Source organism: Shinella sp. 20P9.1.1 (assembly GCF_057798995.1).
In genome coordinates this window covers 98692-122040 of sequence record NZ_JBYOLC010000014.1, presented here as the reverse complement: position 1 = coordinate 122040, position 23349 = coordinate 98692, and the positions used below count along the sequence as shown (strand labels likewise).

24 protein-coding genes are annotated in these 23349 nt (G+C 58.7%); 17 read left to right on the top strand and 7 right to left on the bottom strand.

Annotated elements, in window-relative coordinates:
• Positions 1–379 precede the first annotated feature (379 nt).
• Genes trbB through trbI form a run of 11 tightly spaced genes read left to right on the top strand, consistent with a single transcriptional unit; the run spans position 380 to position 9942 of the window.
• A complete protein-coding gene (trbB, locus tag AC27VQ_RS22080; protein WP_488717995.1) occupies positions 380–1345 on the top strand; it encodes a P-type conjugative transfer ATPase TrbB in 966 nt (321 codons plus the stop codon).
• A complete protein-coding gene (locus AC27VQ_RS22075) occupies positions 1335–1730 on the top strand; it encodes a TrbC/VirB2 family protein (RefSeq protein WP_488717994.1) in 396 nt (131 codons plus the stop codon). Before trbB ends, AC27VQ_RS22075 begins: the two co-directional genes overlap by 11 nt.
• Entirely contained in the window at positions 1723–2022 is a 300-nt protein-coding gene (locus AC27VQ_RS22070; protein ID WP_488717993.1) for a conjugal transfer protein TrbD, read from the top strand. The genes AC27VQ_RS22075 and AC27VQ_RS22070 overlap by 8 nt, the downstream gene beginning before the upstream one ends.
• A 9-nt stretch (positions 2023–2031) precedes the next feature.
• Positions 2032–4467 carry a conjugal transfer protein TrbE gene (locus AC27VQ_RS22065; RefSeq protein ID WP_488717992.1) on the top strand — a complete coding sequence of 812 codons (2436 nt, stop codon included), beginning with the start codon at positions 2032–2034 and terminating at the stop codon, positions 4465–4467.
• Positions 4460–5269, top strand: coding sequence for a P-type conjugative transfer protein TrbJ (gene trbJ, locus AC27VQ_RS22060; RefSeq protein ID WP_488717991.1), 810 nt, complete (start codon positions 4460–4462; stop codon positions 5267–5269). Before AC27VQ_RS22065 ends, trbJ begins: the two co-directional genes overlap by 8 nt.
• On the top strand, positions 5266–5469 hold the full coding sequence (gene trbK / locus AC27VQ_RS22055; protein ID WP_488717990.1) for an entry exclusion protein TrbK: 204 nt from the start codon (positions 5266–5268) through the stop codon (positions 5467–5469). Before trbJ ends, trbK begins: the two co-directional genes overlap by 4 nt.
• Positions 5463–6644 (top strand): P-type conjugative transfer protein TrbL, encoded by a 1182-nt coding sequence (trbL, locus tag AC27VQ_RS22050; protein WP_488717989.1) that lies wholly within the window; start codon positions 5463–5465, stop codon positions 6642–6644. Before trbK ends, trbL begins: the two co-directional genes overlap by 7 nt.
• Before the next feature lie 21 nt (positions 6645–6665).
• A complete protein-coding gene (locus tag AC27VQ_RS22045; RefSeq protein ID WP_488717988.1) occupies positions 6666–7328 on the top strand; it encodes a conjugal transfer protein TrbF in 663 nt (220 codons plus the stop codon).
• Between the two features lie 16 nt (positions 7329–7344).
• Positions 7345–8175 (top strand): P-type conjugative transfer protein TrbG, encoded by an 831-nt coding sequence (trbG, locus tag AC27VQ_RS22040; protein WP_488717987.1) that lies wholly within the window; start codon positions 7345–7347, stop codon positions 8173–8175.
• Positions 8176–8178: 3 nt separating this feature from the next.
• The gene (gene trbH, locus AC27VQ_RS22035; RefSeq protein WP_488717986.1) at positions 8179–8625 is read left to right on the top strand and encodes a conjugal transfer protein TrbH; all 447 of its coding nucleotides are present in this window, start codon (positions 8179–8181) and stop codon (positions 8623–8625) included.
• Between the two features lie 15 nt (positions 8626–8640).
• The gene (gene trbI, locus AC27VQ_RS22030) at positions 8641–9942 is read left to right on the top strand and encodes an IncP-type conjugal transfer protein TrbI (RefSeq protein ID WP_488717985.1); all 1302 of its coding nucleotides are present in this window, start codon (positions 8641–8643) and stop codon (positions 9940–9942) included.
• A gap of 44 nt (positions 9943–9986) precedes the next feature.
• On the opposite strand, the gene AC27VQ_RS22025 is transcribed toward trbI, so the two are convergent.
• Positions 9987–10652: an acyl-homoserine-lactone synthase gene (locus AC27VQ_RS22025; protein WP_488717984.1), complete on the bottom strand. Its 666-nt coding sequence runs from the start codon at positions 10650–10652 to the stop codon at positions 9987–9989.
• A 116-nt stretch (positions 10653–10768) separates the two neighbouring features.
• A complete protein-coding gene (locus tag AC27VQ_RS22020; protein ID WP_488717983.1) occupies positions 10769–11488 on the bottom strand; it encodes a helix-turn-helix transcriptional regulator in 720 nt (239 codons plus the stop codon).
• A 467-nt stretch (positions 11489–11955) separates the two neighbouring features.
• Here AC27VQ_RS22020 and AC27VQ_RS22015 point away from each other — a divergent pair, with 467 nt between their 5' ends.
• A complete protein-coding gene (locus AC27VQ_RS22015; protein ID WP_488717982.1) occupies positions 11956–12255 on the top strand; it encodes a transcriptional repressor TraM in 300 nt (99 codons plus the stop codon).
• An 11-nt stretch (positions 12256–12266) separates the two neighbouring features.
• Here the strand turns inward: AC27VQ_RS22015 and traR are convergent, their stop codons facing one another.
• Positions 12267–12971, bottom strand: coding sequence for an autoinducer-binding transcriptional regulator TraR (traR, locus tag AC27VQ_RS22010; RefSeq protein ID WP_488717981.1), 705 nt, complete (start codon positions 12969–12971; stop codon positions 12267–12269).
• A gap of 418 nt (positions 12972–13389) precedes the next feature.
• On the opposite strand from traR, the gene AC27VQ_RS22005 reads away from it, so the two are divergent.
• Positions 13390–14028, top strand: a complete 639-nt coding sequence (locus AC27VQ_RS22005; protein ID WP_488718002.1) for an XRE family transcriptional regulator — start codon at positions 13390–13392, stop codon at positions 14026–14028.
• Positions 14029–14643, top strand: a complete 615-nt coding sequence (locus AC27VQ_RS22000; protein WP_488717980.1) for an RES family NAD+ phosphorylase — start codon at positions 14029–14031, stop codon at positions 14641–14643.
• 22 nt (positions 14644–14665) lie between these two features.
• Here the strand turns inward: AC27VQ_RS22000 and AC27VQ_RS21995 are convergent, their stop codons facing one another.
• From AC27VQ_RS21995 to traA, 4 genes are read right to left on the bottom strand one after another with little or no spacing between them, the layout of a single operon-like run.
• The gene (locus tag AC27VQ_RS21995) at positions 14666–15277 is read right to left on the bottom strand and encodes a TraH family protein (protein ID WP_488717979.1); all 612 of its coding nucleotides are present in this window, start codon (positions 15275–15277) and stop codon (positions 14666–14668) included.
• A 17-nt stretch (positions 15278–15294) separates the two neighbouring features.
• Complete coding sequence (locus tag AC27VQ_RS21990; RefSeq protein ID WP_488717978.1) at positions 15295–16461, bottom strand: conjugal transfer protein TraB; 1167 nt, start codon at positions 16459–16461, stop codon at positions 15295–15297.
• Entirely contained in the window at positions 16451–17020 is a 570-nt protein-coding gene (gene traF, locus AC27VQ_RS21985) for a conjugative transfer signal peptidase TraF (protein WP_488717977.1), read from the bottom strand. The genes AC27VQ_RS21990 and traF overlap by 11 nt, the downstream gene beginning before the upstream one ends.
• On the bottom strand, positions 17017–20613 hold the full coding sequence (gene traA, locus AC27VQ_RS21980) for a Ti-type conjugative transfer relaxase TraA (protein WP_488717976.1): 3597 nt from the start codon (positions 20611–20613) through the stop codon (positions 17017–17019). The genes traF and traA overlap by 4 nt, the downstream gene beginning before the upstream one ends.
• A 263-nt stretch (positions 20614–20876) precedes the next feature.
• Here traA and traC point away from each other — a divergent pair, with 263 nt between their 5' ends.
• The 3 genes from traC to traG are packed head-to-tail and all read left to right on the top strand — an operon-like array spanning position 20877 to position 23323.
• Complete coding sequence (gene traC, locus AC27VQ_RS21975) at positions 20877–21179, top strand: conjugal transfer protein TraC (protein ID WP_488717975.1); 303 nt, start codon at positions 20877–20879, stop codon at positions 21177–21179.
• Positions 21180–21183: 4 nt separating this feature from the next.
• Positions 21184–21399 (top strand): type IV conjugative transfer system coupling protein TraD, encoded by a 216-nt coding sequence (gene traD / locus AC27VQ_RS21970; protein ID WP_488717974.1) that lies wholly within the window; start codon positions 21184–21186, stop codon positions 21397–21399.
• A complete protein-coding gene (gene traG, locus AC27VQ_RS21965) occupies positions 21386–23323 on the top strand; it encodes a Ti-type conjugative transfer system protein TraG (RefSeq protein WP_488717973.1) in 1938 nt (645 codons plus the stop codon). The genes traD and traG overlap by 14 nt, the downstream gene beginning before the upstream one ends.
• Positions 23324–23349: the final 26 nt, after the last annotated feature.

Genomic DNA, 23349 nt, shown 5'->3' with positions numbered 1-23349 from the left:
TTTGCAAACTATTTCCTGAGTGGCTTCACTTTCGAAAAAATGGCCCTGAAGCCATCATTTGCGCAACTATCCTCCGATTCCACCCAGGCGACAAGGAATTTAAAGTTAACAAAGTCTTAAGATGCATGGCGCGCTGATATTCGCGTCGGAAATAGCTTATATTTTCCAGTGCATTACATCCTGCTCATTCTTTTATCCTCACGCAATTTTCCTGTGACTCAATTCAACTTTTGATTTCACGACGACGCTTGCGGCGTTGATTCTTCGCGAGCCTGACGGAATCACTCGGCGGCCGCGACCCACAAATTTGTACGTGGACAGCAGGTCGTCACGCAGCTTTTTTCCTCTCGAAAACAAATCAGCGAGGAGAAGGCCGCAAATGCTTCAGTCGCATTCCCGCCTAGTTAGAAAGCTTCAGGAGGCTCTAGGTGATCGCCTCTGCGTCGCGCTTGACGATCCGGGCGTTGTGGAAATCATGCTCAACCCGGATGGCAAGGTATTCATCGAGCGGTTGGGACAGGGGATCGCTCCGGCAGGTGAAATGGCGCCGGCGGCCGCCGAGACGATTATTGGCTCGGTGGCGCATGCGCTCCAATCGGAAGCGGATGATGAACGACCGATCATTTCAGGAGAATTGCCGATCGGAGGCCACCGCTTCGAGGGGCTACTGCCGCCAGTCGTTGCGTCGCCGACTTTCACGATTCGTCGCCGCGCGTCTCGCCTGATCCCTCTCGACGACTATGTCACCGACAAGGTGATGACCGAGGCACAGGCCGCGGTAATAAGAAATGCGATCGCAAACCGCCTTAATATAGTGATCGCCGGTGGAACCGGCTCGGGCAAGACTACGCTCGCGAACGCCGTCATCGCGGAGATGATTGCATCTGCGCCGGATGACCGCATGGTGATTCTCGAAGACACGGCTGAGATACGTTGCGCCGCCGAGAATGCGGTTTGCCTTCATACCAGCGATACCGTCGACATGGCGCGTCTCTTGAAGAGCACCATGCGACTTCGTCCTGATCGGATCATCGTAGGTGAGGTACGCGACGGCGCCGCTCTCACTCTTCTAAAAGCCTGGAATACTGGGCATCCGGGAGGAGTGACGACAGTCCACTCCAACACGGCCATGTCCGCACTACGGCGCCTCGAGCAGCTTACATCCGAAGTCAGCCAGCAACCCATGCAAGCCGTGATCGGCGAGGCCGTCGATCTGGTCATCTCGATCGAACGCGCGGGAAGGGGTCGGCGTGTGCGCGAGGTAATCAATGTCGAGGGTTTCAACGGGTCCCGCTACCAGACCGAACATTACGCACAAATCGATGAGGACATCCATGCAGCATAAACGCGTTTATCAGACCGGACTGCTGACCACGTTGCTTCTTGCAGCGCTCGCCGCACCCGCTTTAGCGGGTTCAGGAGGTGGCAGCTTGCCTTGGGAGGGACCGTTAGAGCAGATCCAGCAATCGATCACAGGTCCGGTTGCCGGTTACATCGCTCTAGCCGCCGTTGCGATCGCCGGCGGCATGCTGATCTTTGGCGGCGAGCTCAACGATTTCGCGCGGCGCCTGATGTACGTCGTCCTTGTCGCCGGCATCCTTCTTGGTGCGACGACCATTGTCGGTCTCTTTGGTTCAACAGGTGCGTCGATCGGCGGCGCGAGTGCCACCGAACAGACCGCGTCCGCTTACAAGAACGTCATCGGGGGAGGGGAGGGGCGTCATGGCTGACGCCGGCTCCCGCCTTCACCGCAACCGAATCCATCGTGCTCTTTCGCGCCCGAATCTTCTGATGGGAGCAGATCGCGAACTCGTGCTGCTGACCGGCCTCGCGGCCGTAATCCTGATCTTCGTCGTGCTGACCATTTACTCTGCGGTTTTCGGCGTGGCGATCTGGATCGTCGTTGTCGGCGCGTTGCGGATGATGGCAAAGGCCGATCCGATGATGCGCAAAGTCTATGCGCGCCACATGCGGTATCGGGCACACTACCTCCCGACATCAGCACCCTGGCGTCGATATTAGGAGCCGTTGATGGTCGCCTTGAACAAATTTCGATCGACCGCGCCGTCGTTTGCAGATCTCGTTCCTTATGCGGGTCTGGTGGAAAACGGTATCCTGCTTTTGAAGGACGGTAGCCTGATGGCCGGCTGGTACTTCGCCGGTCCTGACTCCGAAAGTGCTACAGACTTCGAGCGCAACGAACTCTCTCGTCAGATCAATGCCATACTGTCGCGGCTCGGGACGGGTTGGATGATCCAGGTCGAAGCGGTGCGGGTCCCGACAACTGATTATCCATCGGCTGAACGTAGCCACTTTCCCGATACCGTCACGCGTCTCATCGATGATGAGCGCCGCCGGCATTTTGGTCAGGAGAGCGGACATTTTGAAAGTCGGCATGCTCTGATCCTCACCTACAGGCCACCGGAGAGACGGCGGTCCGGGCTGACGCGCTACATCTATTCGGACACCGAAAGCCGGTCGGCAAAATATGCCGACACGGCCCTTGACCAGTTCCGCCGATCGACCCGTGAGATCGAGCAGTATCTCGGCAACAACCTCTCGGTTCAGCGGATGCAAACCCGTGAAGTGTCCGAGCGCGAAGGGACGCGTGTCGCGCGCTACGACGAGCTTTTTCAGTTCATCCGATTTGCAATCACCGGCGAAAATCATCCTGTCCGACTGCCAGAGATCCCGATGTATCTGGATTGGCTCGCGACGGCTGAACTGGAACACGGTTTGACCCCGCGCGTGGAAAACCGCTTCCTTGGTGTCGTGGCGATAGATGGTCTACCAGCAGAAAGCTGGCCGGGCATTCTGAACAGCCTGAACCTCATGCCGCTGACCTATCGGTGGTCCTCTCGCTTCATCTTCCTCGATGCGGAGGAGGCCAAGCAACGTCTCGAGAGGACCCGCAAGAAGTGGCAGCAGAAAGTCAGGCCGTTTTTCGACCAGCTCTTCCAGACGCAATCGCGCTCCGTTGATCAAGACGCGATGGCGATGGTCGCCGAAACGGAGGATGCGATCGCCGAGGCGTCATCGCAGCTGGTGGCGTACGGGTACTACACGCCAGTCATCATCCTCTTCGACGAAAACCGTGCAGCCCTGCTGGACAAAGCTGAAGCAGTCCGCCGTCTTATCCAGGCGGAGGGCTTTGGAGCCCGGATCGAGACGCTCAATGCGACCGACGCCTTCCTGGGTAGCTTACCTGGAAACTGGTACTGCAATATCCGGGAGCCGCTAATCAATACGCGCAATCTCTCAGACCTCATTCCTCTCAACTCCGTCTGGTCAGGGCATCCGGCCGCGCCATGCCCTTTTTATCCGCCTGACGCTCCACCGCTGATGCAGGTGGCATCGGGCTCTACACCCTTCCGCTTGAACCTCCATTTTGACGATGTCGGCCACACGCTTATCTTCGGCCCGACTGGCTCGGGAAAATCGACGCTCCTGGCACTGATCGCCGCCCAATTTTGCCGTTACGAGAGGGCGCAGGTCTTCGCCTTCGACAAAGGCAATTCGATGCTACCGCTCACGCTTGGCGTCGGCGGCAACCATTATGAGATCGCCGGCGAAAGCGGCGATGGTGCAAATCTTGCATTTTGCCCGTTCGCGGAGCTCTCGAGTGAAGCGGACAGGGCCTGGGCATGCGAATGGATCGAAACCCTTGTCTCCCTTCAGGGCGTGACTATTGCACCTGACCACCGAAATGCGATCTCACGCCAGATCGCGCTGATGACGACAGCCCCCGGCCGATCGCTGTCGGATTTCGTCAGCGGCGTCCAGATGCGCGACATCAAGGATGCTCTTCACCACTACACGGTAGATGGACCGATGGGCCAGTTGCTCGATGCGGAAGCGGACGGGCTGACGCTTGGCCGTTTCCAGTGCTTCGAAATCGAGCAACTCATGAACATGGGCGAGCGCAATCTCGTGCCCGTCCTGACCTATCTGTTCCGGCGCATCGAGAAACGACTGGACGGTTCGCCGAGCCTGATCATTCTCGACGAAGCCTGGCTCATGCTTGGCCATCCTGTTTTCCGCGACAAAATCCGTGAATGGCTGAAGGTGCTCCGCAAGGCGAACTGCGCTGTTATTCTGGCAACGCAATCAATTTCCGACGCCGAGCGTTCAGGCATCATCGACGTCCTGAAAGAATCCTGCCCGACCAAGATCTGCCTTCCGAACGGAGGCGCGAGGGAGCCCGGTACACGTGAATTCTATGTGCGGCTCGGCTTCAACGAGCGGCAAATCGAGATCGTCGCCAATGCCATTCCGAAGCGCGAGTACTACGTGACATCTCCAGACGGTCGCCGGCTATTCGACATGTCGCTGGGACCAGTCACGCTCTCCTTCGTTGGCGCTTCCGGCAAAGCAGACCTTGCGCGCATCCGGGCACTTTCCTCGACACACGGCCGAGAATGGCCGGGTCAGTGGCTCACCGAAAGAGGGGTAAACCGCTATGAATGAATCGATCTGGTTCTCCAAACTGGCAAAAGAAGTGGTGACGGCCTTGGTGGCGATCGGCGTAGCGACCACGCCAACGTCAACCTTCGCCAGTGGCGCCGTAACCGGCGCGACCGAGCTAACCCAAAAGCTCAACAACATTGAATTGGCTGCCCAAGTCACCAACTCAACCGAGCAGATCAATCACCAGATTACGCAAATTTCCCAGCTCGCCGAGCAGATTCAGAACCAGCTCAACATCTATCAGAACATGCTGCAGAACACCGCGCAGCTTCCGAACCACATATGGGGCCAGGTCGAGGGCGACCTCGATCAACTCAGGGATATCGTCAACCAGGGACAGGGCATCGCCTTCTCCATGGGCAACGCAGATGATCTCCTGAAACAGCGGTTCAAGAGTTACGCGGACCTGAAGACCAGCCTCCCAAACGGCGACAGCTTTTCGTCGACCTACCAGACCTGGTCCAACACGAACCGGGACACGATCGCCAGCACACTCAAGGCTGCAAGCCTCACAGCTGAGCAGTTCGATAGCGAGGAGGACACGATGAGCGAGTTGCGCACGATGTCTCAATCGGCAGATGGCCAGATGAAAGCGCTCCAGGTCGGCCACCAGATCGCCGCCCAGCAGGTCGCACAGATGCAGAAGCTGCGCGGGATTGTTTCCCAGCAGTCGACGATGATGGGCACCTGGATGCAGAGCGAGCAGACGGATAAGGATCTGGCGCAGGCTCGTCGGGAGAAGTTTTTCAACGCTGACGTTCAGTCGATCCCGACTGGCCAGAAGATGGAGCCCCGCTGGTGAGCCGCGCTGCTTTTATCGGCGCCTTTTGCGTCATCGCCGCCGGGATCGCTACGGTCACCACCGTCATCTTTGTTCGCGGCGCGACCCCTGCCGCCCCGGGTATGAGCGAAGAGCAGCGCGAGACGCGCGAGAAGTTCTTCGGCTCTGGCAAGGAGCGTCCCCCGATCGAAAAAGGTCAGGAGATGCGGCCAAGATGGTGAAACCCAACCGAAAGTCCTTGCTGATCCTTACCGGCATTGCGCTGATTGCCCATGCAGCTCCAACATTCGCTCAGCAGGGCCAAGTGCTCACCGAGCTCGAAAACCAGGTGTCGGCCGCAGCGAAGGGGTGGCAGACCACCATCATGGATGCGGCGAGATCTCTGTTCTGGATCCTCGCCGGAATTGAAGTCGGCATAGCCGCGGTTTGGCTGGCGATCCAGGCAGCTTCGCTCGATAGCTGGTTCGCCGAGCTGGTCCGACGCATCATGTTTATCGGCTTCTTCGCTTTCGTCCTTACGCAAGGGCCAACCTTTGCACGGGCCGTGGTCGATAGCCTATTCCAGATCGGTGCGGGTGGCGGCTCCGCTTCGCCTGCGGAAGTGTTCGATGCCGGCATCCGCGTCGCATCGCAGATGTCGGAGCAGGCGAAGTTCGGCGTATTCGAGGATAATGCACTGGCAATCGCCGCCGTCCTTGCTATGGCGGTCGTCGTGATCTGCTTCTCGCTCGTTGCAGCCATCTTCGTGTCGGTCATGGTTGAAATGTATGTTGGCCTGCTGGCCGGCATGATCATGCTGGGGCTTGGCGGCTCGTCTTTCACCAAGGATTTCGCGATCCGCTACCTCGTCTACGCCTTCGGCGTTGGCATGAAACTGATGGCGCTCGTCATGATCGCCAAAATCGGGTCCAATGTCCTGCTTGGGCTCGCGCAGGCACCGACAGCCCAAAGCGATCAGTTCATCACGACACTCGCGATCGCCGGCATATCAGTGGTCGTCTTTATCATCGCCATGTACGTCCCGAGCATTGTCCAGGGTGTGGTGCAGGGGGCATCGGTCACGGGCGGCATGGAAACAATCCGCCACGGCGGACAGGCCGCATCTTTTGCGGCGGGCGGGGCATTTCTTGGGGCCGGAGCGGTCGGCGCCGGTTTCGCGGCCGCACAGGCAGCCCGCGCCGGTGGGTCTTCAACAGCCGGCTCCGTGCTGCGGGGCATGGGCGCGAGCTTGAGCTCTGGCGCGATGGCCGCCGGCTCCGCCGCCAAGGAAAAGGCAATCGGTTCGCCCGGTGCCTATGCCGGTTCACTGCTGGGTCTGGCGAATGCGAAGCTCGACCAGGCAAGGGGCAAGCCAACGCCTCCCACGACCTCCCCGGAAAAGCCGGGCAAACCATAATTCACGGACAGGATAAAAGAGATGGCAGGGCAACCCGCACCCGAGAACCCGTACCTTGCCGCAAGGCAGGAATGGTCGGAACGATATGGTTCCTATGTCAAGGCCGCCTCCGCCTGGCGGGCCGTTGGAATATTGAGCCTTGGCATGGCCGTGATCGGATTTAGTTACGCGCTATACCTGAGCACGCAGGTCAAGCTGGTTCCTTATATTGTCGAAGTCGACAAGCTCGGGAACACGGTCTCCGGCGGATTCCCGCAGCAGATTGAATATGCGGATACACGGGTCGTGCGGGCGACGCTCGGCAACTTCGTGACCAGCTTCCGTTCCATCACACCGGATGCCGTGGTCCAGAAGCAATATATCGATCGCACCTATGCGCTGCTGCGGACCAGCGATCCCTCGACGCAGAAGGTCAATGCCTGGTTTCGCGGGAATTCTCCTTTCGAAAAAGCGGTCAACGCGACCGTGGCGATCGAGGTCAACAACATCGTCGCGCTGTCCAACCAGACTTACCAGATCGACTGGACCGAATACGAGCGCGATCGGAAAGGCAAAGAGGTGGCAACTCGCCGCTTCAGAGGCATCGCTACCGTGTCGATAACATCACCGCAGGACGAAGCAATTATTCGGCTCAATCCGATCGGCGTCTACGTGACCGATTTCGACTGGACCGCGCAACTTTAAGAGCAGGGGATCTGCAATGGGGACCAAACACAAACGCGCAGCGCTTCGCTGCATGATGGCGCTTGCCATATCGGCTAGTTCTTCCTCGCCGTCCATGGCGCAAAGCCTGACCGGAAATGAAGTGAAAGGCACGAACCTCTCCGGCAAATGGCGCGGGCAGGCGGGCCTCGTGACGCGTGGACCGGATGGCAAGGTCATTTTCCTCTTCGGTGAAACGCAGCCCTCCGTCGTCTGCTCACCTCTGCAGGTTTGCGATATCGAACTGCAGGGCGGCGAAATCGTCCGCGACGTCCTCGTCGGAGACACTGTGCGTTGGAAAGTCGAACCGGCCACGTCGGGTGCGGCCGGCGGCCAGGCTATCCACCTGATTGTGAAGCCTTCGGAGCCCGGCCTTGTCACCTCTATGGTGGTGACAACCTCGCGACGCACCTATCATATCCAGCTGAAATCGCATCCTTCTCAATACATGGCACGGGTAGGGTTCGAATATCCGGAAGATGCCGCGAACAAGCTTTCCGACATCAACGCACGTATCCAGGCTTTTAGTGGGCCGGCTGGTGGCACCGCGCCAGAGCAGCTCGCCTTTTCATTTTCGATGAGCGGCAGTGCGCCGTGGCGGCCGAAGCGCATCTATTCCGACGGGCAGAAAACCTACATCCAGTTCCCTCGTACGATCTCCGGACAGGATGCACCGGTCCTGTTCGTCGTATCGGGTGGCCAGAACCGGATCGTCAACTACCGGATGAAGAACGACATGATGATCGTCGACTACAATATCGACAAGGCAATCCTGGTTTCAGGGGTCGGGCGGCACCAGCAGAAAATCACCATCCAGCGGGGAGGTTAGGCCATGCGGTTTCAAATTGCCATCCCGATCGTCTTCACCCTCGGCCTAGCCGGATGCCAGACCGCGACCGATGGATTGTCCACAAGTGCCGCGCCCGCAGACATCACCGGTCCCGCTGCGAGTTCCATCGCCGGCGACCTGGCCGGGCGATATGCGGAGCAGGCCGGCCCGGCAAAAATGCCGATCAAGCTTCACAAGGACACGTCCGACTTTGCGGTCGCACTCGAGGCCGCGTTGAAAGGCTGGGGCTACTCAGTCCTGACCGATGACATGAGCGCAACCTCCACGGACGGGCCAAAGCCCGTCGAGTTGGCCTATTCGATTGTCTCGGCCGAGGGTCAGGTTCTCGCGCGCCTTTCGACCGATACGATGGAGCTTGGCCGCGCTTACTCGGTCAGCAGTGGCGTAGCGACGCCGGCAAGCCCCCTTTCCCTCATGAAGCGAAACTGACAGGCGGAAACGATCATGGTCCAATCGCTGGAACTGGGAACCTCTAATCGGTCCGCTGACGACAAAGGGATGAAGCGCCTCAATCGCATACCTCTTTTTTTCGGCATAGGGATCCTCGTCCTCTTCCTTGCGGTCCTCGTATACGGACTATCCTCACGGGGACTGCGGTTCGGCCAACCGAACCCGAATGAAAATGGCTCAAGCACCCCTGCTTCCACTTTCGCCGATCAACTGAAGAGAGGCGTGAAGGATGGTATCATCGGCGACCTGGAAGAAACGCCTCAGGTGTTTCAGCCAACACCGGTCTCACAGCGCCAGGATACCGTCCAGACGTTGGAAGTGGAATCGAAGGTGCAGCCGAGGGAAGATCGCCGCCCCCGCACGGAGACGGACGAAGAGTGGAACGCCAGGATGCTCCGTGAACAGCGCGAGCAGATATTTCGCGAGCAGCAGCGCCAGCGCATGGCGAGCCTCCAAGCCCGCGCCACCGCCTTGGATTCACCGCTAACGGTCGACATTTCAGAGATCCAGGAGTTGAAAACAGATGGCCGGGCATCGGGCAGAATATCTGACGCAACTGCGGCAAACAGCGCAACGGACCTTTACTCTGCGGCAATGAAATCCGGTCTCACGGGTCAAAACATCGACCCGAACGGCCAAACTGCGAAAGAAGAATTCTTCAACTCAGATCTTGCAAAGTTGGGATATCTGCCAAACCGCGTCGTACCGCAAATGTCTCGCTATGAGCTGAAACGAGGCTCCGTTATCCCCGCCACGATGATAACCGGCATCAATTCGGATCTGCCTGGTCGCATCACCGCACAAGTTAGCCAGAACATCTACGACACGGCGAGCGGACACTACCTGCTTGTGCCGCAAGGAACGAAACTTCTCGGCCGCTATGACAGCAAGGTCTCCTTTGGTCAAAGCCGGGTCCTTGTGGTGTGGACCGACGTCATTTTCCCCAACGGGTCGACCCTCCAAATTGGAGGGATGGCTGGAACAGATTCGCAGGGCTACGGCGGGTTCTCCGACAAGGTGGACAATCATTACTTCCGAACCTTCGGCTCAGCAGTGTTGGTCGCGCTTATCGGGACGGGAATTGATATGGCTGTCCCGCAAAGCTCAACACTCGCCACGCAAGACACCGCATCGGACGCCGCTCGTCGGAATTTCGCTGAGACCTTCGGCCGAGTTGCGGAGCAGACAATCTCGAAAAACCTCAATGTCCAGCCAACGATTAAGATCCGGCCCGGATACAAATTCAACGTGCTCGTCGACCAGGATATCGTATTCCCGGGCATCTATTCGAATTGAGCTGGCATGTCGCACAGGCTGCGACATGCCAATAGACGATATTGTTAGGCGGAGACCCTAGCAGGCTCCTGACCTGTAGCTAAGCCCCGTGCGCGGTATCCTCTGAACAGCGGGCTTTTGATGCCGAGAGAATGCTGCATACGCACTCGGACCGGTTCCGATACCTCGAAAATCCCGCAGCAAACCGGTGAACGCCCGTATCCCTCTGCACGACCAACCTCATGGACTCTCAGCCCAGCACGGCGATATATCCGGGCGAGGTGAGGCTCGTAGTTCGAGACGAGAGCCTTGATCCCATGCGCCAACCCGCATTCGCAAAGCGCGAGCAAGAGCATGCAAAAGGCTTTGCTGCTGTCGAGGGCTGGGAAGTCGACCGCGAGGTTCGCCTCATCGATGCACATCCTCGTCCCCTCATAGATGCCAGGTGCCGCAAGGCTGGCGTCAGGAAAAGTGTCACGGAATACATCGTAAAGAAGGGTCGGCCCGGTCGTCGGCATCAAGCGAACGGCGCCATACAGCCGATCGCAACGATCATTGCACCACATCAAGTAGGCCGGCCGCAGTGCATCATACTCATCTTTCTCACTGTCACCGGTGATCTTCACAGCCCATCCAAGCTGATCGTGAAAGACGCGCTTGCGTAGGCGAAAGGCCTGCTTCATCAGGTTTTCGTACCGTGCGTATTGATGAGCTTCAATCAAAATGAACATCGATTTCTCCAGCCTTTTCTGTGCGGCTGGAAGATGCTTCGAACGTGCTGGAGACTAAATTCCCGCAGATGGGCTCGCTCAAATGCGGGTATTGCAGTGCCTTCGCGCGACGAAGTTTAGATGGTGATCAAGCGTAGCTTCAGAGCGAGCGTGGCTGCTGCTGATATTGTCGCGCAGCCAAGTTTTGTACGGGCCGACTTCAGATAGGTCCGGGCTGTATGATGAGATATATCGAGGATTAACGCGATATCCTTATAGTCCTTTCCAAGCGCACTCCAGTAAAGGCATTCCCGTTCCCGAGCGCTGATTGCCGGCACGGGATCACTTTCACCATGCAATTCGAACACTGCCTTCTGATGGACAAGCTGCGCGAGATCTAGCCAGTCACCCCGATATGTCTCGACAAGCTGATCCCAAGCGTCAGCAGTCCACTTCGAGTTAAGAGAGAGAATGGCGCGGCGGCCAGCTTTGTCCGAAATGGGAATTGATAGGCCGAACGGCCCGACGCCATGTCGCATAGCGTCTTCAAGAAAAGGCAATGCCTCGATAGTTAGTTCGAGCTCCCGCCAATCGAAGGATAGCTGTCTGAGAAATCCCTCGCGCACGACGGGGTCGATCCTGACATATCCATTCAAAAGGTATCTTGAAACCCATGCCTCCGGATAGGTCGTCCGAACGAATGGCGCATCGAAGGAGCCGACGATCGTGGACGCTAGATGATAGGTGACGAAGTCGATGCAGTAGGCGGACTGCACTATCTCCAGAGCATCGGCGACCAAGCTTACCTCAGACACCCGACTTGCGATCTCATCATAATCTACCTTCGACTTTTGCAATCTGGGATTCCATGAGCGTGAGCGGGTTGCGCTAGATATATTTGATCGGCCAAAGTATTAACCGTGCGTCAGTTGCGCGCATGACCCTGTGAGGCTGCAACTCTTTGCTGCACTGCAACAAAAAATGCAAGTCCAGAAGCTCATAACTATTGGGCATCAATACACTCGCGGATTCGATGCCTGATCCAGCAGCAAATCTGCGGTGGCGCGGGCGGCGCGATCTCGCTATAAGCGCGGATGTGGCAGTACGCGCTGCCTCCGGGCTTTGTAACCCGAAGCATACCGGTTTGGTGCCCGCCGTTAGGGCTCCAGATTCCTCGACCTATGGTCGGGGAGCCGTGGACGCATGTCCAGGTTCCTCGGAACTAAAGGTCCATGGGCTGAGTATGCTCGGTTACAAACTCCCCGATCGCCAGGGGTCAGGATCAATGCGGGGGCGTACCGCGCATTCTTGATTTGGAGTAGCGATGGACGGCAATGAACGATTGAATAGGGATCTGATCGATCTGAAACCGCTTATCGGTTTGCTCGATGGGCTTCCGACGTCGATCGTTGAGAAGCTAACGATCGACGCAATCCGGGAACACCGGGATCTTGTTGAACAGGCGGAAACCCTGTTCAACGCACTGCCTGCAGAAATCAAGGCTGGCAAGCAAGCGGGTGGGGAGGCCCACACCACCTATCTCGAGGCCACAATCCGAATGCACGCTCAGATGTCAGCACTAACAACGCTGCTACATCTACTCGGTTACACGCCGAAAGTTTGACTGAGGCATGCTCAGATCAGTCCGCGACGGATCGCCAACGCAACGACTTGGGCGTGGTTTGAGAGATTGTAGCGCGTCCTGATGTCGTCGATCGCGGACCGCACGCCGGCATATTTTGCCTGCTCCAGCTCGGCGATGACCTCGACAGTCTTCCCCAGTGAAAGCCATCGCACATAGGTTGCCTGCTTCGGTGTCAGGATCACCTTTTCCTCAATAGACGGAGTGACCCGCAAATATTCGATGCGAGTATGCAGTTGCGAAACCGCAGAAGCAGCCATGATTGCGTCGATTTCAGTATCATTTGCGATTACCGGCTTCGACGAGGCAAAGGTCAGCATGGACATGGCACCGTTGGCAGTCGCGACCGGTATCGAGACTCCGGACCGAATGTTGAAGTCGGATGCGTCCAAGAAGAATTTCTTCTGCTCTTTGGAAAGGGCGCCCTTATCGTGCTCGCCTGACCACGCGAATGCTCGCTTGACGAGCTGAGCTTTCCGCATGACTGGATCGATAAACCGATGGTCGAGCTGATCGTAGATCTGCTGCCATTCGAGATCGTAGTTCGAAACGGCATATGTCTGCCCGGGTCGCAGGTTTACGAAAGCGTATCCCACAAAATCAAATCTGTCGGCAAGGTTGGCCAATGCTCCCTTAAGCATTGACTGATCATTCCCTATTGCCGTGACATCGAGAAGTTTTTCGACCCACTTGGTCACGTATATTCTCCTCTATCGATCGCAATCCTGTCTAGCTCAATGAAAGCATCCACAGTCAAACCGACTGTGGTGCGATCAAACAGTGTTTTTGCGAAGATCGAAGCATATTCAACCGCTTTTAGGTGACAATTCCACCTTGGGTTCTAATCGCTTTTTGTTTGAAATCAAATATTAGATTTACTTTCCGGCCGGACAAAATGGATTTTCGCGGCCGATTGCGATCATCACATGCCCCGCCGCTTTACGAACTTGACGAACTTGACGAAATTTGCCATATAGCGAGACACACGGAGGCAACGTTATGGCATCCCCTAAGGCAAAGTCCGGCGATCGAAGCGGCCCTCAACGTCAGCGCGAAGCAGGTGATCGTTCGATGGCCTTTTTTCTGGCTACAGGCGCCGGCGCGTTGCCGGAAGGCATGAGCGGCTTCAAGATCAATGTCCCGGATAATGCGTCCAAGGTGCTGTCCGACAAGCCGAAGCGCGTGCAGGCGCTGTTGCAGCAGTATGGCAAGGCGATCTCAAAAAGCCGCACCGCCGGCCGGCGTGTGAGCTTTCGCGTCGATGTCGATCCGGAAGGTGAGATGGTCGTTACCCCCGTCGAAGAGGAAGCGACGGTTGTGCCGGCACTCGTACAGGAAGGCGATGGTGCGGATGCAGAACTGGAGCAAGCACTCGCAGCAGCGCGTGGTCGCGGGCGCTCGAAGGCAGCGGAGATCTTAGGCGGCGCCGACATGCTCAGTGCCGAGGACTTTGCGCGCCTGCTGGGAACGACACGGGTTACCGTCAACACCAAACGGCAAAACGGCCAGATCCTCGGATTAGACGGTGCCAAGCGCGGATATCGCTTCCCCGATTGGCAAATGGATTCCGATGGAAAGCCGTTTTCTGCGCTCCCGATCCTACATGAACGACTGGGTGGGGCATGGGCGGTGTATCGTTTCTTGATCCAACCACAAAGCGAACTGGATGGCATGACCGGCCGCCAGGCTCTGGAGCGCGGGCGGACTGAGCAAGTGCTTAGCGCCGCGGAAAGCGTCGGACGAGATTTCCGGTAAATGGTACAGATTGTACCGCCTGCCGGTTTCGAAACATCAAACCTGCACCTGCAAGTCGTTGTGCCCGGATCACTGTTCGGCCGCATCTACCTCGCTCGATACCCTGATCCGCTTGGTTTTGGAAAGACGCCGAGCCGGTTCAGCGATCCGCGCCGCCGCAAGGCCGACAATCGCTTCGGCGTTCTCTACCTCGGGGATACCGTTAAGGTCTGCTTCCTCGAGGCCGTGCTACGGGACCAGCGTGACGGACTGATCGGAGATCTTCCAATCGCAGAGAGCGAACTCCACGACAGACAATACGCGCAGATTGAGGTCGTCGAGCCGCTGAAGATGGTCGATCTGCGCGACGATGGTCCGATCAAGATGGGCGTGCCGACAGATGTGGCGAAGTCATCCAGACAATCTCTCGCACGCGAGTGGGCTGTCGCTTTCCATGACCATACCGATCGAATTGATGGGATCATCTACCCGTCGCGGCTGAATGGGCATACCAATCTTGCGGTTTTCGACCGGTCTGTCGGCAGACTGAAAACGGTCGGTGCGACCAGGCTGATACGAGCGCCGGGTCTCGCCAGCGTTCTCGACGACCTCAATGTGGCGATCGTCGATCCTTGACATCGGAACTTGCTGCTCGGAGCTACTTCTGGCCGCTGATCCGCGAGAGATCAATCCTGATCCCTGCCGTTCCGACATCTTTTTCAGCAGAGGGCACCGCCTCGCTTTCAGACGGTGTTTCATCTGCAGGTCCAGGCTCCACCGCTTTTGCCCTGTCTCCCTGTTCCGCGATAGCTCCACCCGGGTCCTCCGCCTGAAACACGGCCTGGCCTTCGAATTGACCGGTGTTCCAAGCGTAGATCGCATCCTCGAACACCTGCGGGAATACCTCGGCATTTGTGGGATTTCCGTACCACTTGCTCACGATCCGGAGGATCTTTGCGAACATGGCCGACCCTTTGCGAAGATTTTCGCAGGGCTCGACGAGTTCTGGTCCGAGTTCCGAGACATCCTTGATGCCAACACCCGCCGGGAATTGCGTCACTCCGACACGCACCACCGCCTGACCGACATATTGTCTGACGACCTCCATGGCCTCGGCGGGGTTCTTCGGCTTGGGGACGAGGATAAGCCGTCCTCCCGATTTGACGGTTATCGCGAGCGGATCGCCAGAACCGACTGCTGAAACGAACTGCTCGACAATAGCAGGTTTCAGCCCTGGGTCAGCGCATTCCTTGATGAAGGCAGGGTCCATGACGATGGCTCCAAAGATCAAATGTTGAAGGATATGATGAGCGGAGTTCCGAACAGATCGGACCACGCCTTAGCGCTTGCGCGCTGTATCGCGACGATATTGCTGCCGGCCGTCCACCAGCCATTACCGATCAGCACGATGGCATCAGGTCGATGCAGCATTGACTGGAGAACCGGCCATAGAACGAGTTGTTCGTAGCAAATCAGAGGCGCGATCTTCCGTCCCGCAACCTCGACCACAGGTTTCTCGAAAAGGCTGGCTCGTGCGCTACCGACCTGGCCGGTCCAGCGCTCCCACGGCCGCCACATCGACACCGGAACCGGCATGCGCTCGTGATAAAGGATACGCCCTCCTCGCGCATCGATCGCCACCATGACGTTGTCGTAGCCATCGGGATCGACGAGGGCCGCACCGGCGATCACCGTGATCTGGGCGTTTCGCAGCTGGTTACGCCAGAAGCCTTCAAGCGTCGGCGTCCAGAAGCCAAGGCTACTTTCCGGGAGAACGATGACTGCTTTTTGTCCGCCAGCCGCAATACGAACCTTTTCGACCAGATCGCGTTGCCGAAAAAGAGACTGATCGCGACCAAGGCTCGCACCCATTTCGAGATCGACACCCCGCCATCCCTCAGTTAGAATCTGCTGCGTCCCCGATGCGGCGGACCAGAGCCAAAGACCTGCAAGGCCGATGGCGATAGCCGGCCCGTTTCGGGTTACGAGGCCCGTAAGGCCGGCTGTCATTGCAAGCAGTCCCCACCAGCCCCAACCCGGAAACAGAAGGCCGGCGCCGGTCAACGGATGCGCCCACCCCACAATTCCGAAGGGCGGCACAGCCATGAGCACCATCACCAACAGATATCGCAGTGCCTTCCCCAAGCCTTGTGACCCGGCCCATAGCGCAGAATGGACTGCCACAAAGGACACCGCGGCGACGATCCAGAAGCAAAGACCTACCCATAGATCCGCGCCAAAGAACTGGGCAACCCCGACCGGCAACCCACGGGACGCCGCCAGGAAATATCCGGCGGAGACTAGCGCCGCCGCGACCCGTGTCGGGGACCTGGACCAGACCAGCGGAAAGAGGACTGCAACGGGAAGGAGCTCGGCCTGTCCGCTCCATCCGACCGCGCCGATTGCAACAGACATTGACATGAGAATGACGGTCGGCAGGGTTTCACGGCGCATAAGTCCACACCTCCTGCGCCATGCCGATAACACCTGACATGGGAATTGGCCCGAAATAGCGTGAGTCCCAGGATCCTGGAAAAGCCGAATGGAGATAGACCGATCCCGGCGGTACGGTCCCGCTCGTATCGGGGACCAGCGAGCGGCCCTGTCCATCCATATCGACGATCCGCGACCCGGCGAGATCTGTACCGTCGACTGTCAGGTGATCCGTCACCTCGATGCGCTGGCCGGCCACCGCGACGATTGTCTTTATCAACGGCCCGAATCCTCCTGGGCACAGGCCGCGCCGTAGGTAGCCACGTCTAAGAGCCTCGAGCATCCTCTCGTTGCGGGGTGGGCAGACGAACACAGTCATTCCCGTCTGGATGGAGGACGGGGAGATCGGAACGATGCGCCATAGGCCGAGCGGTTCACTCGGCGTCGTATTGATCCGTAGACCGAACAGCGCGCCACCGGCGAGGACGATTAACAAGAAACCTGTTGCCACGATAAGTATGGCGCACGCGACATGACGTTGGCGATATTTCAAGATGGAGTGGTGGTTGGTGACCGTCATTTGAGGGACAGCCCCTTGGCCTGCGTCTGGCGGGCAGCTTCTGCCTGTCTGAGCGCCACCGTCGTTCGTTCATGCGCGGCAAGTTGCTGGACCGTGCGCATGCTCGTCCAAGCCGACTGCACCTCACTCTTCTGAACCGGGTTCATTCCGGCCGTCAGCTTCTGGAACGTCTCGCCATCCGCGCTCTTCGCAGCAATCGGTAGCAGGGTTCGTTCTCCGAACCGCTCCGACACGGCTTTGGCAAATCCTTCAAGCTCAGCCTTCACCATCTTGTCGGCCAGGGCGAACTCGAGGCCTGCGGGAAGATCGTTGCGATCGATCGCGTCCCGGACGCGTTCCAGCGTTTGCTTGGCTGATGGTGACAGGGCCGGGATCTCGATCGAGACCTTAAGCCGGGCCGCCCGCTCTTCAGTTTCGAACTTCCGCTCAGCTTCGGCGCGGACGGTGAGATAACGCTCCAAGTTTCGGGCAAGAGCCGGCGCGTTCACCAATGCGATATCACGCGCTTGCTTTTCGGCGCTTCCTGCAAGCAGCCCGGTCTTCCCCTTCAGCGCACCGAAGCTTTCCGGTTGCTCGGCAATCCGCACAATCGTCGTCGCGGCAACCGTCTCATTCGTCAGCATGGCATCGACATTGACTGCCTTGAAGGCGGCCTGCGGATCCGCGAAGACGAGATGGAAGCGGCCGGAAACCTCCTGCCAGCTGTCCTTCAGGCCAGTGTCTGCGGAAAGCCTATCTTCGACCGCCTGATCGACCGACCTGGGGAAGGTCGTCGTACCTGAGACCATGGGTTTTGCCTCCTTGATTGCAGATGTTGTCGATGCGGTTGACGTCGCTCCGCCAAGGCCGAGCCTTGTCGCAACGGCTGCAAGGCGCGCGCCGAGTGCGGCGATCCTCAACGATTGACGGACGGTCCATTGCAGCCGGTCATGTACGACGGTGCGGACGACGTTCATGAGATGGAGGCCACGCGCCTCTGCAAAGCGAAGCGCAGCGCGATAGTGCGAGGCGTGCTGATAGTCGAGCGTCGTTTCCTTCGATCCGGTACGGGAGAGTCGCTCATGGAGGCGGGCCATCGCCAGTTCCTCGATCGGCACGACCTTCCAGGAATTTCGCTCGACCTCCTTGCCATCAGGGAGCGTGACGCGCTGTGAGCCGGCATGTTCGAGTCCGATGCGATCACCGATCCTGGCGTCAGACGCTTCCATCGCTCGCGCGAGATCGACACCCCAGACGGTCCGTTCCTGACCATCGGAAAAGCCCAGCGTCACGAAGTAGCTGGCCCGGTTGCCCGGCTTGTGTTCGTAGGGTGCTTCGCCATGGGCTATCAGCACGCCGCCACGCCGCTGCGCGAACTCTTCCAAGCCGACATAGAGCTCGGCCGCCTCGCGGTGGCGGGTCATGGCGACATAGGACAGGTGTCGGTCCAGCGTGCTCGACGCCAACACCTTGACGCGATCAACCGTGGCGCCCTGACTCTTGTGGACGGTGGTGGCGTATCCGTGATCGACATTGGTGTAGAAGCGCTGTTCGACCACGACCTGGCGTCTATCTTCACCGCCGCCAATCTCGGCGACGATCCGTCCTGGCCGCGCCTCGACGACACGCGCCAACATGCCGTTCTTGACGCCGATAGACCCTTCATTCTTCAAGAAGACGATCTGATCGCCAGCCGCAAAATGCCTCGTCCCGTCTTCAGCCTTGAACGCATGGCCGGGCTCGATCACGCCTCGCTCGACCAGCTTGCCGCGCGCCATCTCGTTCAACAGCCGCACATCGACACGGCGATGGGCGAGGATCAGGGTCGCCTTCGCCGGATCGTATTCGCGGTCCCAATCGGCAATCAGTGCCGTAATCGCGTCGCCCTTCGTCCACCCGGTCCGCACCAAATCCCGCTGCGCATAAGCGTCGAGCGCAGCCGACACGTTTCCACGCGCCAGATCTAGGGAAGCATCGCGCATCCACTGCTCGCGCTGGCGGTAGATCGTCACGAGTTCCGCATAGCCGATCCGCTCGGAGATGGCGCGGAATGCAGCACCAGCCTCGATTGGCTGCAGCTGTTCTGGATCGCCGATCAGAACGAGCTTGGCGCCTAACTTCGTGACTGTTTCGACGAACAGCGCCATTTGCCGGGACGAAACCATGCCGGCCTCATCGAGGACGAAGACGGTCTTTTCATCAAGGCGGTCACGCTCCTGGTCCCACCGGAGTTCCCAAGCGGAAAGTGTGCGGGAGGTAATGCCAGCTTCCTTCTCCAGACCCTCGGCCGCCTTGCCCGCCAACGCACCGCCGACGACGCGATATCCGGCCGCCTCCCAGGCTTCGCGTGCCGCCTGCATCATCGTCGTCTTGCCGGCGCCGGCGCGGCCTATCACGGCGGCGATCCGCTCCTGTCCCGCGACATGTTCAATCGCAGCTCTCTGCTCGTCGGACAGGCGATCATGGCGAGAGAAGACCCTACTCAGTTCCGTCGACTTGACGCCATGAGAGGATCGCTGCGACAGCCAGATCGCTTGATTGGCCATCTGGGATTCGACACGGATCAGCTCCCGCGTCGTGAATTTCGCAGCCGCCCTCACACCGGTGGCGAGATCCATCCGCTCACGGTCCAGCCGGAGGGTTTGCGGGCTTTGCAGGATCCGCGCCATCAGGTCCTGGAAGAGCACCGCATCGTCGATGTAGCGGTTGAGAACCTTGGCAACATCGCGCTCTTCGAAGACGCTTTTCTCCCGGGTGATGAGGTCCAGCACGATCTCCGGATTGCGTTGGATCCGCCTGGCGTTCTCGGTGCGGCGCTCCTGCTGCATCTCGATCCGTTCGAGCTGCAGGGATGGGGCCGCGCCCGCCACGTGCGCCGTCTCTGCCTTCCGCTCGATCGCTGTCGCGCCAACGCCGATATGAATCGTTGGTGTTAGGTCTATGCCCTGCTTTTCGAACGAACGGCCATCAACGCGGATATCGAGACCGGCAAGCGCCAGGTGCCGGTTCTGGATAGCAAACCAGCCGTCCCGAAAGGCGTTAAAGTCTTCGGCGCCCCCGGCCCAAAGCTCGTACACGATTTTGCCGGCATCGTTGCGAACGGGATTGCCGTCGGGACCGACAACCGCAACCTTCTTGGCCCCGAAACCATCCTCGCTCAGCGGCCGCAGGGTCGTCATCAGATGCACATGCGGATTGCCGGGTGCGTCGTGATAGACCCAATCGGCGACCATGCCTTTGGCTGCAATATGCTGCGCGATAAAGTCCCGCATCAGGGCTATGTTTTGATCGGACGAAAGTTCGATCGGCAAAGCGATCGTCACATCTTTGGCAAGCTGCGCGTCCGACCGCTTCTCGAACATCTCGACCCTGTTCCAGAAGGCCTCGGAGGCTCCAGATACCGAGCGGTTCGCAATCATCGCGCGAAGCCATTCAGGGGCGTCGGCCGGCATCACGAATTCCTCGTGAAGCAGTCCCTGCTTGCGGGAATAATCGATCACGCGGGCCTCGCGCTCGTAGTCCATTTTGGCGCAGTGACGGTAGGCCGCAGACAGCACCGCGCTGCGGCCGGAGCCGCGCGCAACGACGGTGACTGAAAAATGCGGGACTGCCACGGGTAAGGCGCTCCATCTTCCGAATGAATTCAACATGTTCTTCGGGAGAGATCCGGCCCAAGTCACCCCATGGCAGGGCCTTCAAGCAGGGCGTCGCGTCAGCGACGTATAATTGCGCCCTTGGATCCGCTCCTTCGGAACGGCGGGATCATTCGCCAAATGCTGGCGCTTTGGCGAGCTACAAATTTGTACCTGTCCTGCTGCACGGAAATCGAAGAGTCTTTGCTAGCACCATTACTAAGACGACTGGAGATTGAATCGCGATGAAGAAACCGACTTCCAAAATCCGTGAAGAACTTGCTCGGCTGCAGGAACAGTTGAAGCAGGCGGAAACACGCGATGCCGAACGCATCGGCCGCATCGCGTTGAAGGCAGGGCTTGGAGAAATCGAGGACGGAGAGCTTCAGGCCGCGTTCGAGGACGTGGTGAAGCGGTTTCCCCTCGACAAGACTGCTGGCAAGGGCGGATCGAACGGGAAGGATAGGGGAGGGGCTGGCGCAAGCGGCCAGTCGGAAACCACGCCGCTCACATCTGGCGCGGCTTCGGGCCAGGGTGGCGAGGCTTGAACGCATGCAGCGGCTCACGACAGCAGAGGCTAGAAAGAAAGACGCCCGCGAGAAGATTGAGCTGGGCGGCCTGATCGTAAAAGCAGGCCTTCGCTACGAAAAGCGCGCACTCCTTCTGGGTGTTCTGATCGAAGCGCAAAAGGCGATTGCCGGCAATGAGGACGAGCGGTCCCGCCTGATTGCAATCGGCGCGGAGGCGTTTGGCAATGACGGTGAATAGGACCCTTCTTGCTGTCTTCCCGCCCTTGGTGATGATCGCCGTTGCGTTGTCATTGCCGGGGATCGAACAGTGGATTGCGGCTTTCGGATCGACGGCGAAAGCGAAGATGACGCTCGGGCGCATCGGCTTGTCCATGCCCTATGCGTTAGCGGCAGCAATCGGCGTCATTGCTCTCTTTGCCGCGAATGGTTCGATCAACATCAAGACGGCCGGATTTGGCGCAGCGCTGGGATCGGCAGCCGTTATTGCGATTGCCGCCATCCGCGAAGGCGTGCGGCTCGCGCAATTCTCCGGACAGGTGCCGGCAGGGCGGTCGGTCTTTTCCTATGTCGATCCTGGCGCAATTGGCGGTGCAGCCACTGCCCTCTTCTGCGGCTTGTTTGCGATCCGTGTCGCGAAGCTGGGCAACGCTGCTTTTGCGCGCTCGGAACCAAAGCGCATCCGCGGCAAGCGGGCGCTGCATGGCGAAGCGGAATGGATGGCATTGCCACAAGCCGAAAAGCTGTTCGGGGAGGGTGGTGGCATTGTCGTCGGCGAACGTTACCGCGTCGACCGTGACAGCACGGCCGCAATCTCGTTTCGCGCCGATGCAAAAGAGACTTGGGGCGCTGGAGGCAAATCACCGCTCCTTTGCTTTGATGGATCGTTCGGGTCGAGCCACGGCATCGTGTTTGCGGGTTCAGGCGGCTTCAAAACAACCTCGGTGACGATCCCGACGGCGCTTAAGTGGGGCAGCACGCTGATCGTGCTCGATCCATCAAACGAAGTGGCGCCGATGGTCAAAGCACATCGTAGCGCCGCGGGTCGTGATGTCGTCGTGCTTGATCCAAAAAATCCAGATGTTGGGTTCAACGCCCTCGACTGGATCGGCCGGCACGGTGGGACAAAGGAAGAGGACATCGCCGCGGTCGCCTCCTGGATCATGAGCGATAGCGGCCGCGCCAGCGGCGTGCGCGATGATTTTTTTCGCGCTTCGGGCCTCCAACTGCTGACTGCAATAATCGCCGATGTCTGCCTGTCCGGCCATACCGAAAAGGAGCGCCAGACTCTGCGAACCGTTCGTATGAACCTGTCCGAACCGGAGCCAATGCTGAGAGCAAGACTGCAGGAGATCTACAACAATTCCGGATCAGACTTCGTGAAGGAAAACGTCGCCGCTTTCGTGAACATGACGCCGGAAACATTCTCGGGCGTCTATGCCAACGCGATCAAGGAAACCCATTGGTTGAGCTATCAGAATTACGCGGGCCTGGTTTCGGGATCGACGTTTTCGACAGACGACATCGCAAACGGAAAGACGGATGTCTTCGTTGCCCTCGACCTGAAGACACTTGAGACCCATTCGGGCCTGGCGCGTGTGATCATCGGTTCATTTCTGAACGCGATCTACAATCGTGATGGATCGATGCCGGGACGGGCTCTGTTCCTTCTCGACGAGGTCGCGCGGTTGGGCTTCATGCGCATTCTAGAGACAGCGCGGGATGCGGGCCGCAAATACGGCATCACTCTGACGATGATCTATCAGTCCATCGGCCAGATGCGCGAAACCTACGGCGGCCGAGACGCGACCAGCAAGTGGTTCGAAAGCGCGAGCTGGATATCGTTTGCGGCCATCAACGATCCGGAAACGGCCGACTATATCGCCCGTCGCTGCGGCACGACGACGGTCGAGATCGATCAGGTGAGCCGGAACTTCCAGGCGCGCGGTTCGTCGCGAACGCGGTCGAAGCAACTTGCGAGCCGTCCTCTGATCCAGCCGCATGAAGTTCTCCGGATGCGCGCCGACGAGCAGATCGTCTTCACGGGTGGAAACGCGCCGCTTCGATGCGGTCGCGCCATGTGGTTTCGCCGGAATGACATGACCTCATGTGTTGGCGAAAACCGCTTCCACAAGAAGCCTGAACCGGTTGACGTTGAAGAGTGAGTTCCGCTCCGAATGCAGGATGCCGA

Excerpts from the sequence above, each read along its gene's own strand:
- AC27VQ_RS22025 (WP_488717984.1), bottom strand. The coding sequence starts at position 10,652 with ATGTTCATTTTGATTGAAGCTCATCAATACGCACGGTACGAAAACCTG.
- trbH (WP_488717986.1), top strand. The coding sequence starts at position 8,179 with ATGCGGTTTCAAATTGCCATCCCGATCGTCTTCACCCTCGGCCTAGCC.
- traD (WP_488717974.1), top strand. The coding sequence starts at position 21,184 with ATGCAGCGGCTCACGACAGCAGAGGCTAGAAAGAAAGACGCCCGCGAG.
- AC27VQ_RS21995 (WP_488717979.1), bottom strand. The coding sequence starts at position 15,277 with ATGGACCCTGCCTTCATCAAGGAATGCGCTGACCCAGGGCTGAAACCT.
- trbB (WP_488717995.1), top strand. The coding sequence starts at position 380 with ATGCTTCAGTCGCATTCCCGCCTAGTTAGAAAGCTTCAGGAGGCTCTA.
- AC27VQ_RS22070 (WP_488717993.1), top strand. The coding sequence starts at position 1,723 with ATGGCTGACGCCGGCTCCCGCCTTCACCGCAACCGAATCCATCGTGCT.
- traC (WP_488717975.1), top strand. The coding sequence starts at position 20,877 with ATGAAGAAACCGACTTCCAAAATCCGTGAAGAACTTGCTCGGCTGCAG.
- AC27VQ_RS22065 (WP_488717992.1), top strand. The coding sequence starts at position 2,032 with ATGGTCGCCTTGAACAAATTTCGATCGACCGCGCCGTCGTTTGCAGAT.
- traF (WP_488717977.1), bottom strand. The coding sequence starts at position 17,020 with ATGACGGTCACCAACCACCACTCCATCTTGAAATATCGCCAACGTCAT.
- AC27VQ_RS21990 (WP_488717978.1), bottom strand. The coding sequence starts at position 16,461 with ATGCGCCGTGAAACCCTGCCGACCGTCATTCTCATGTCAATGTCTGTT.
- trbG (WP_488717987.1), top strand. The coding sequence starts at position 7,345 with ATGGGGACCAAACACAAACGCGCAGCGCTTCGCTGCATGATGGCGCTT.
- AC27VQ_RS22015 (WP_488717982.1), top strand. The coding sequence starts at position 11,956 with ATGGACGGCAATGAACGATTGAATAGGGATCTGATCGATCTGAAACCG.
- AC27VQ_RS22045 (WP_488717988.1), top strand. The coding sequence starts at position 6,666 with ATGGCAGGGCAACCCGCACCCGAGAACCCGTACCTTGCCGCAAGGCAG.
- AC27VQ_RS22005 (WP_488718002.1), top strand. The coding sequence starts at position 13,390 with ATGAGCGGCTTCAAGATCAATGTCCCGGATAATGCGTCCAAGGTGCTG.
- trbI (WP_488717985.1), top strand. The coding sequence starts at position 8,641 with ATGGTCCAATCGCTGGAACTGGGAACCTCTAATCGGTCCGCTGACGAC.
- trbL (WP_488717989.1), top strand. The coding sequence starts at position 5,463 with ATGGTGAAACCCAACCGAAAGTCCTTGCTGATCCTTACCGGCATTGCG.
- trbJ (WP_488717991.1), top strand. The coding sequence starts at position 4,460 with ATGAATGAATCGATCTGGTTCTCCAAACTGGCAAAAGAAGTGGTGACG.
- traG (WP_488717973.1), top strand. The coding sequence starts at position 21,386 with ATGACGGTGAATAGGACCCTTCTTGCTGTCTTCCCGCCCTTGGTGATG.
- AC27VQ_RS22000 (WP_488717980.1), top strand. The coding sequence starts at position 14,029 with ATGGTACAGATTGTACCGCCTGCCGGTTTCGAAACATCAAACCTGCAC.
- AC27VQ_RS22075 (WP_488717994.1), top strand. The coding sequence starts at position 1,335 with ATGCAGCATAAACGCGTTTATCAGACCGGACTGCTGACCACGTTGCTT.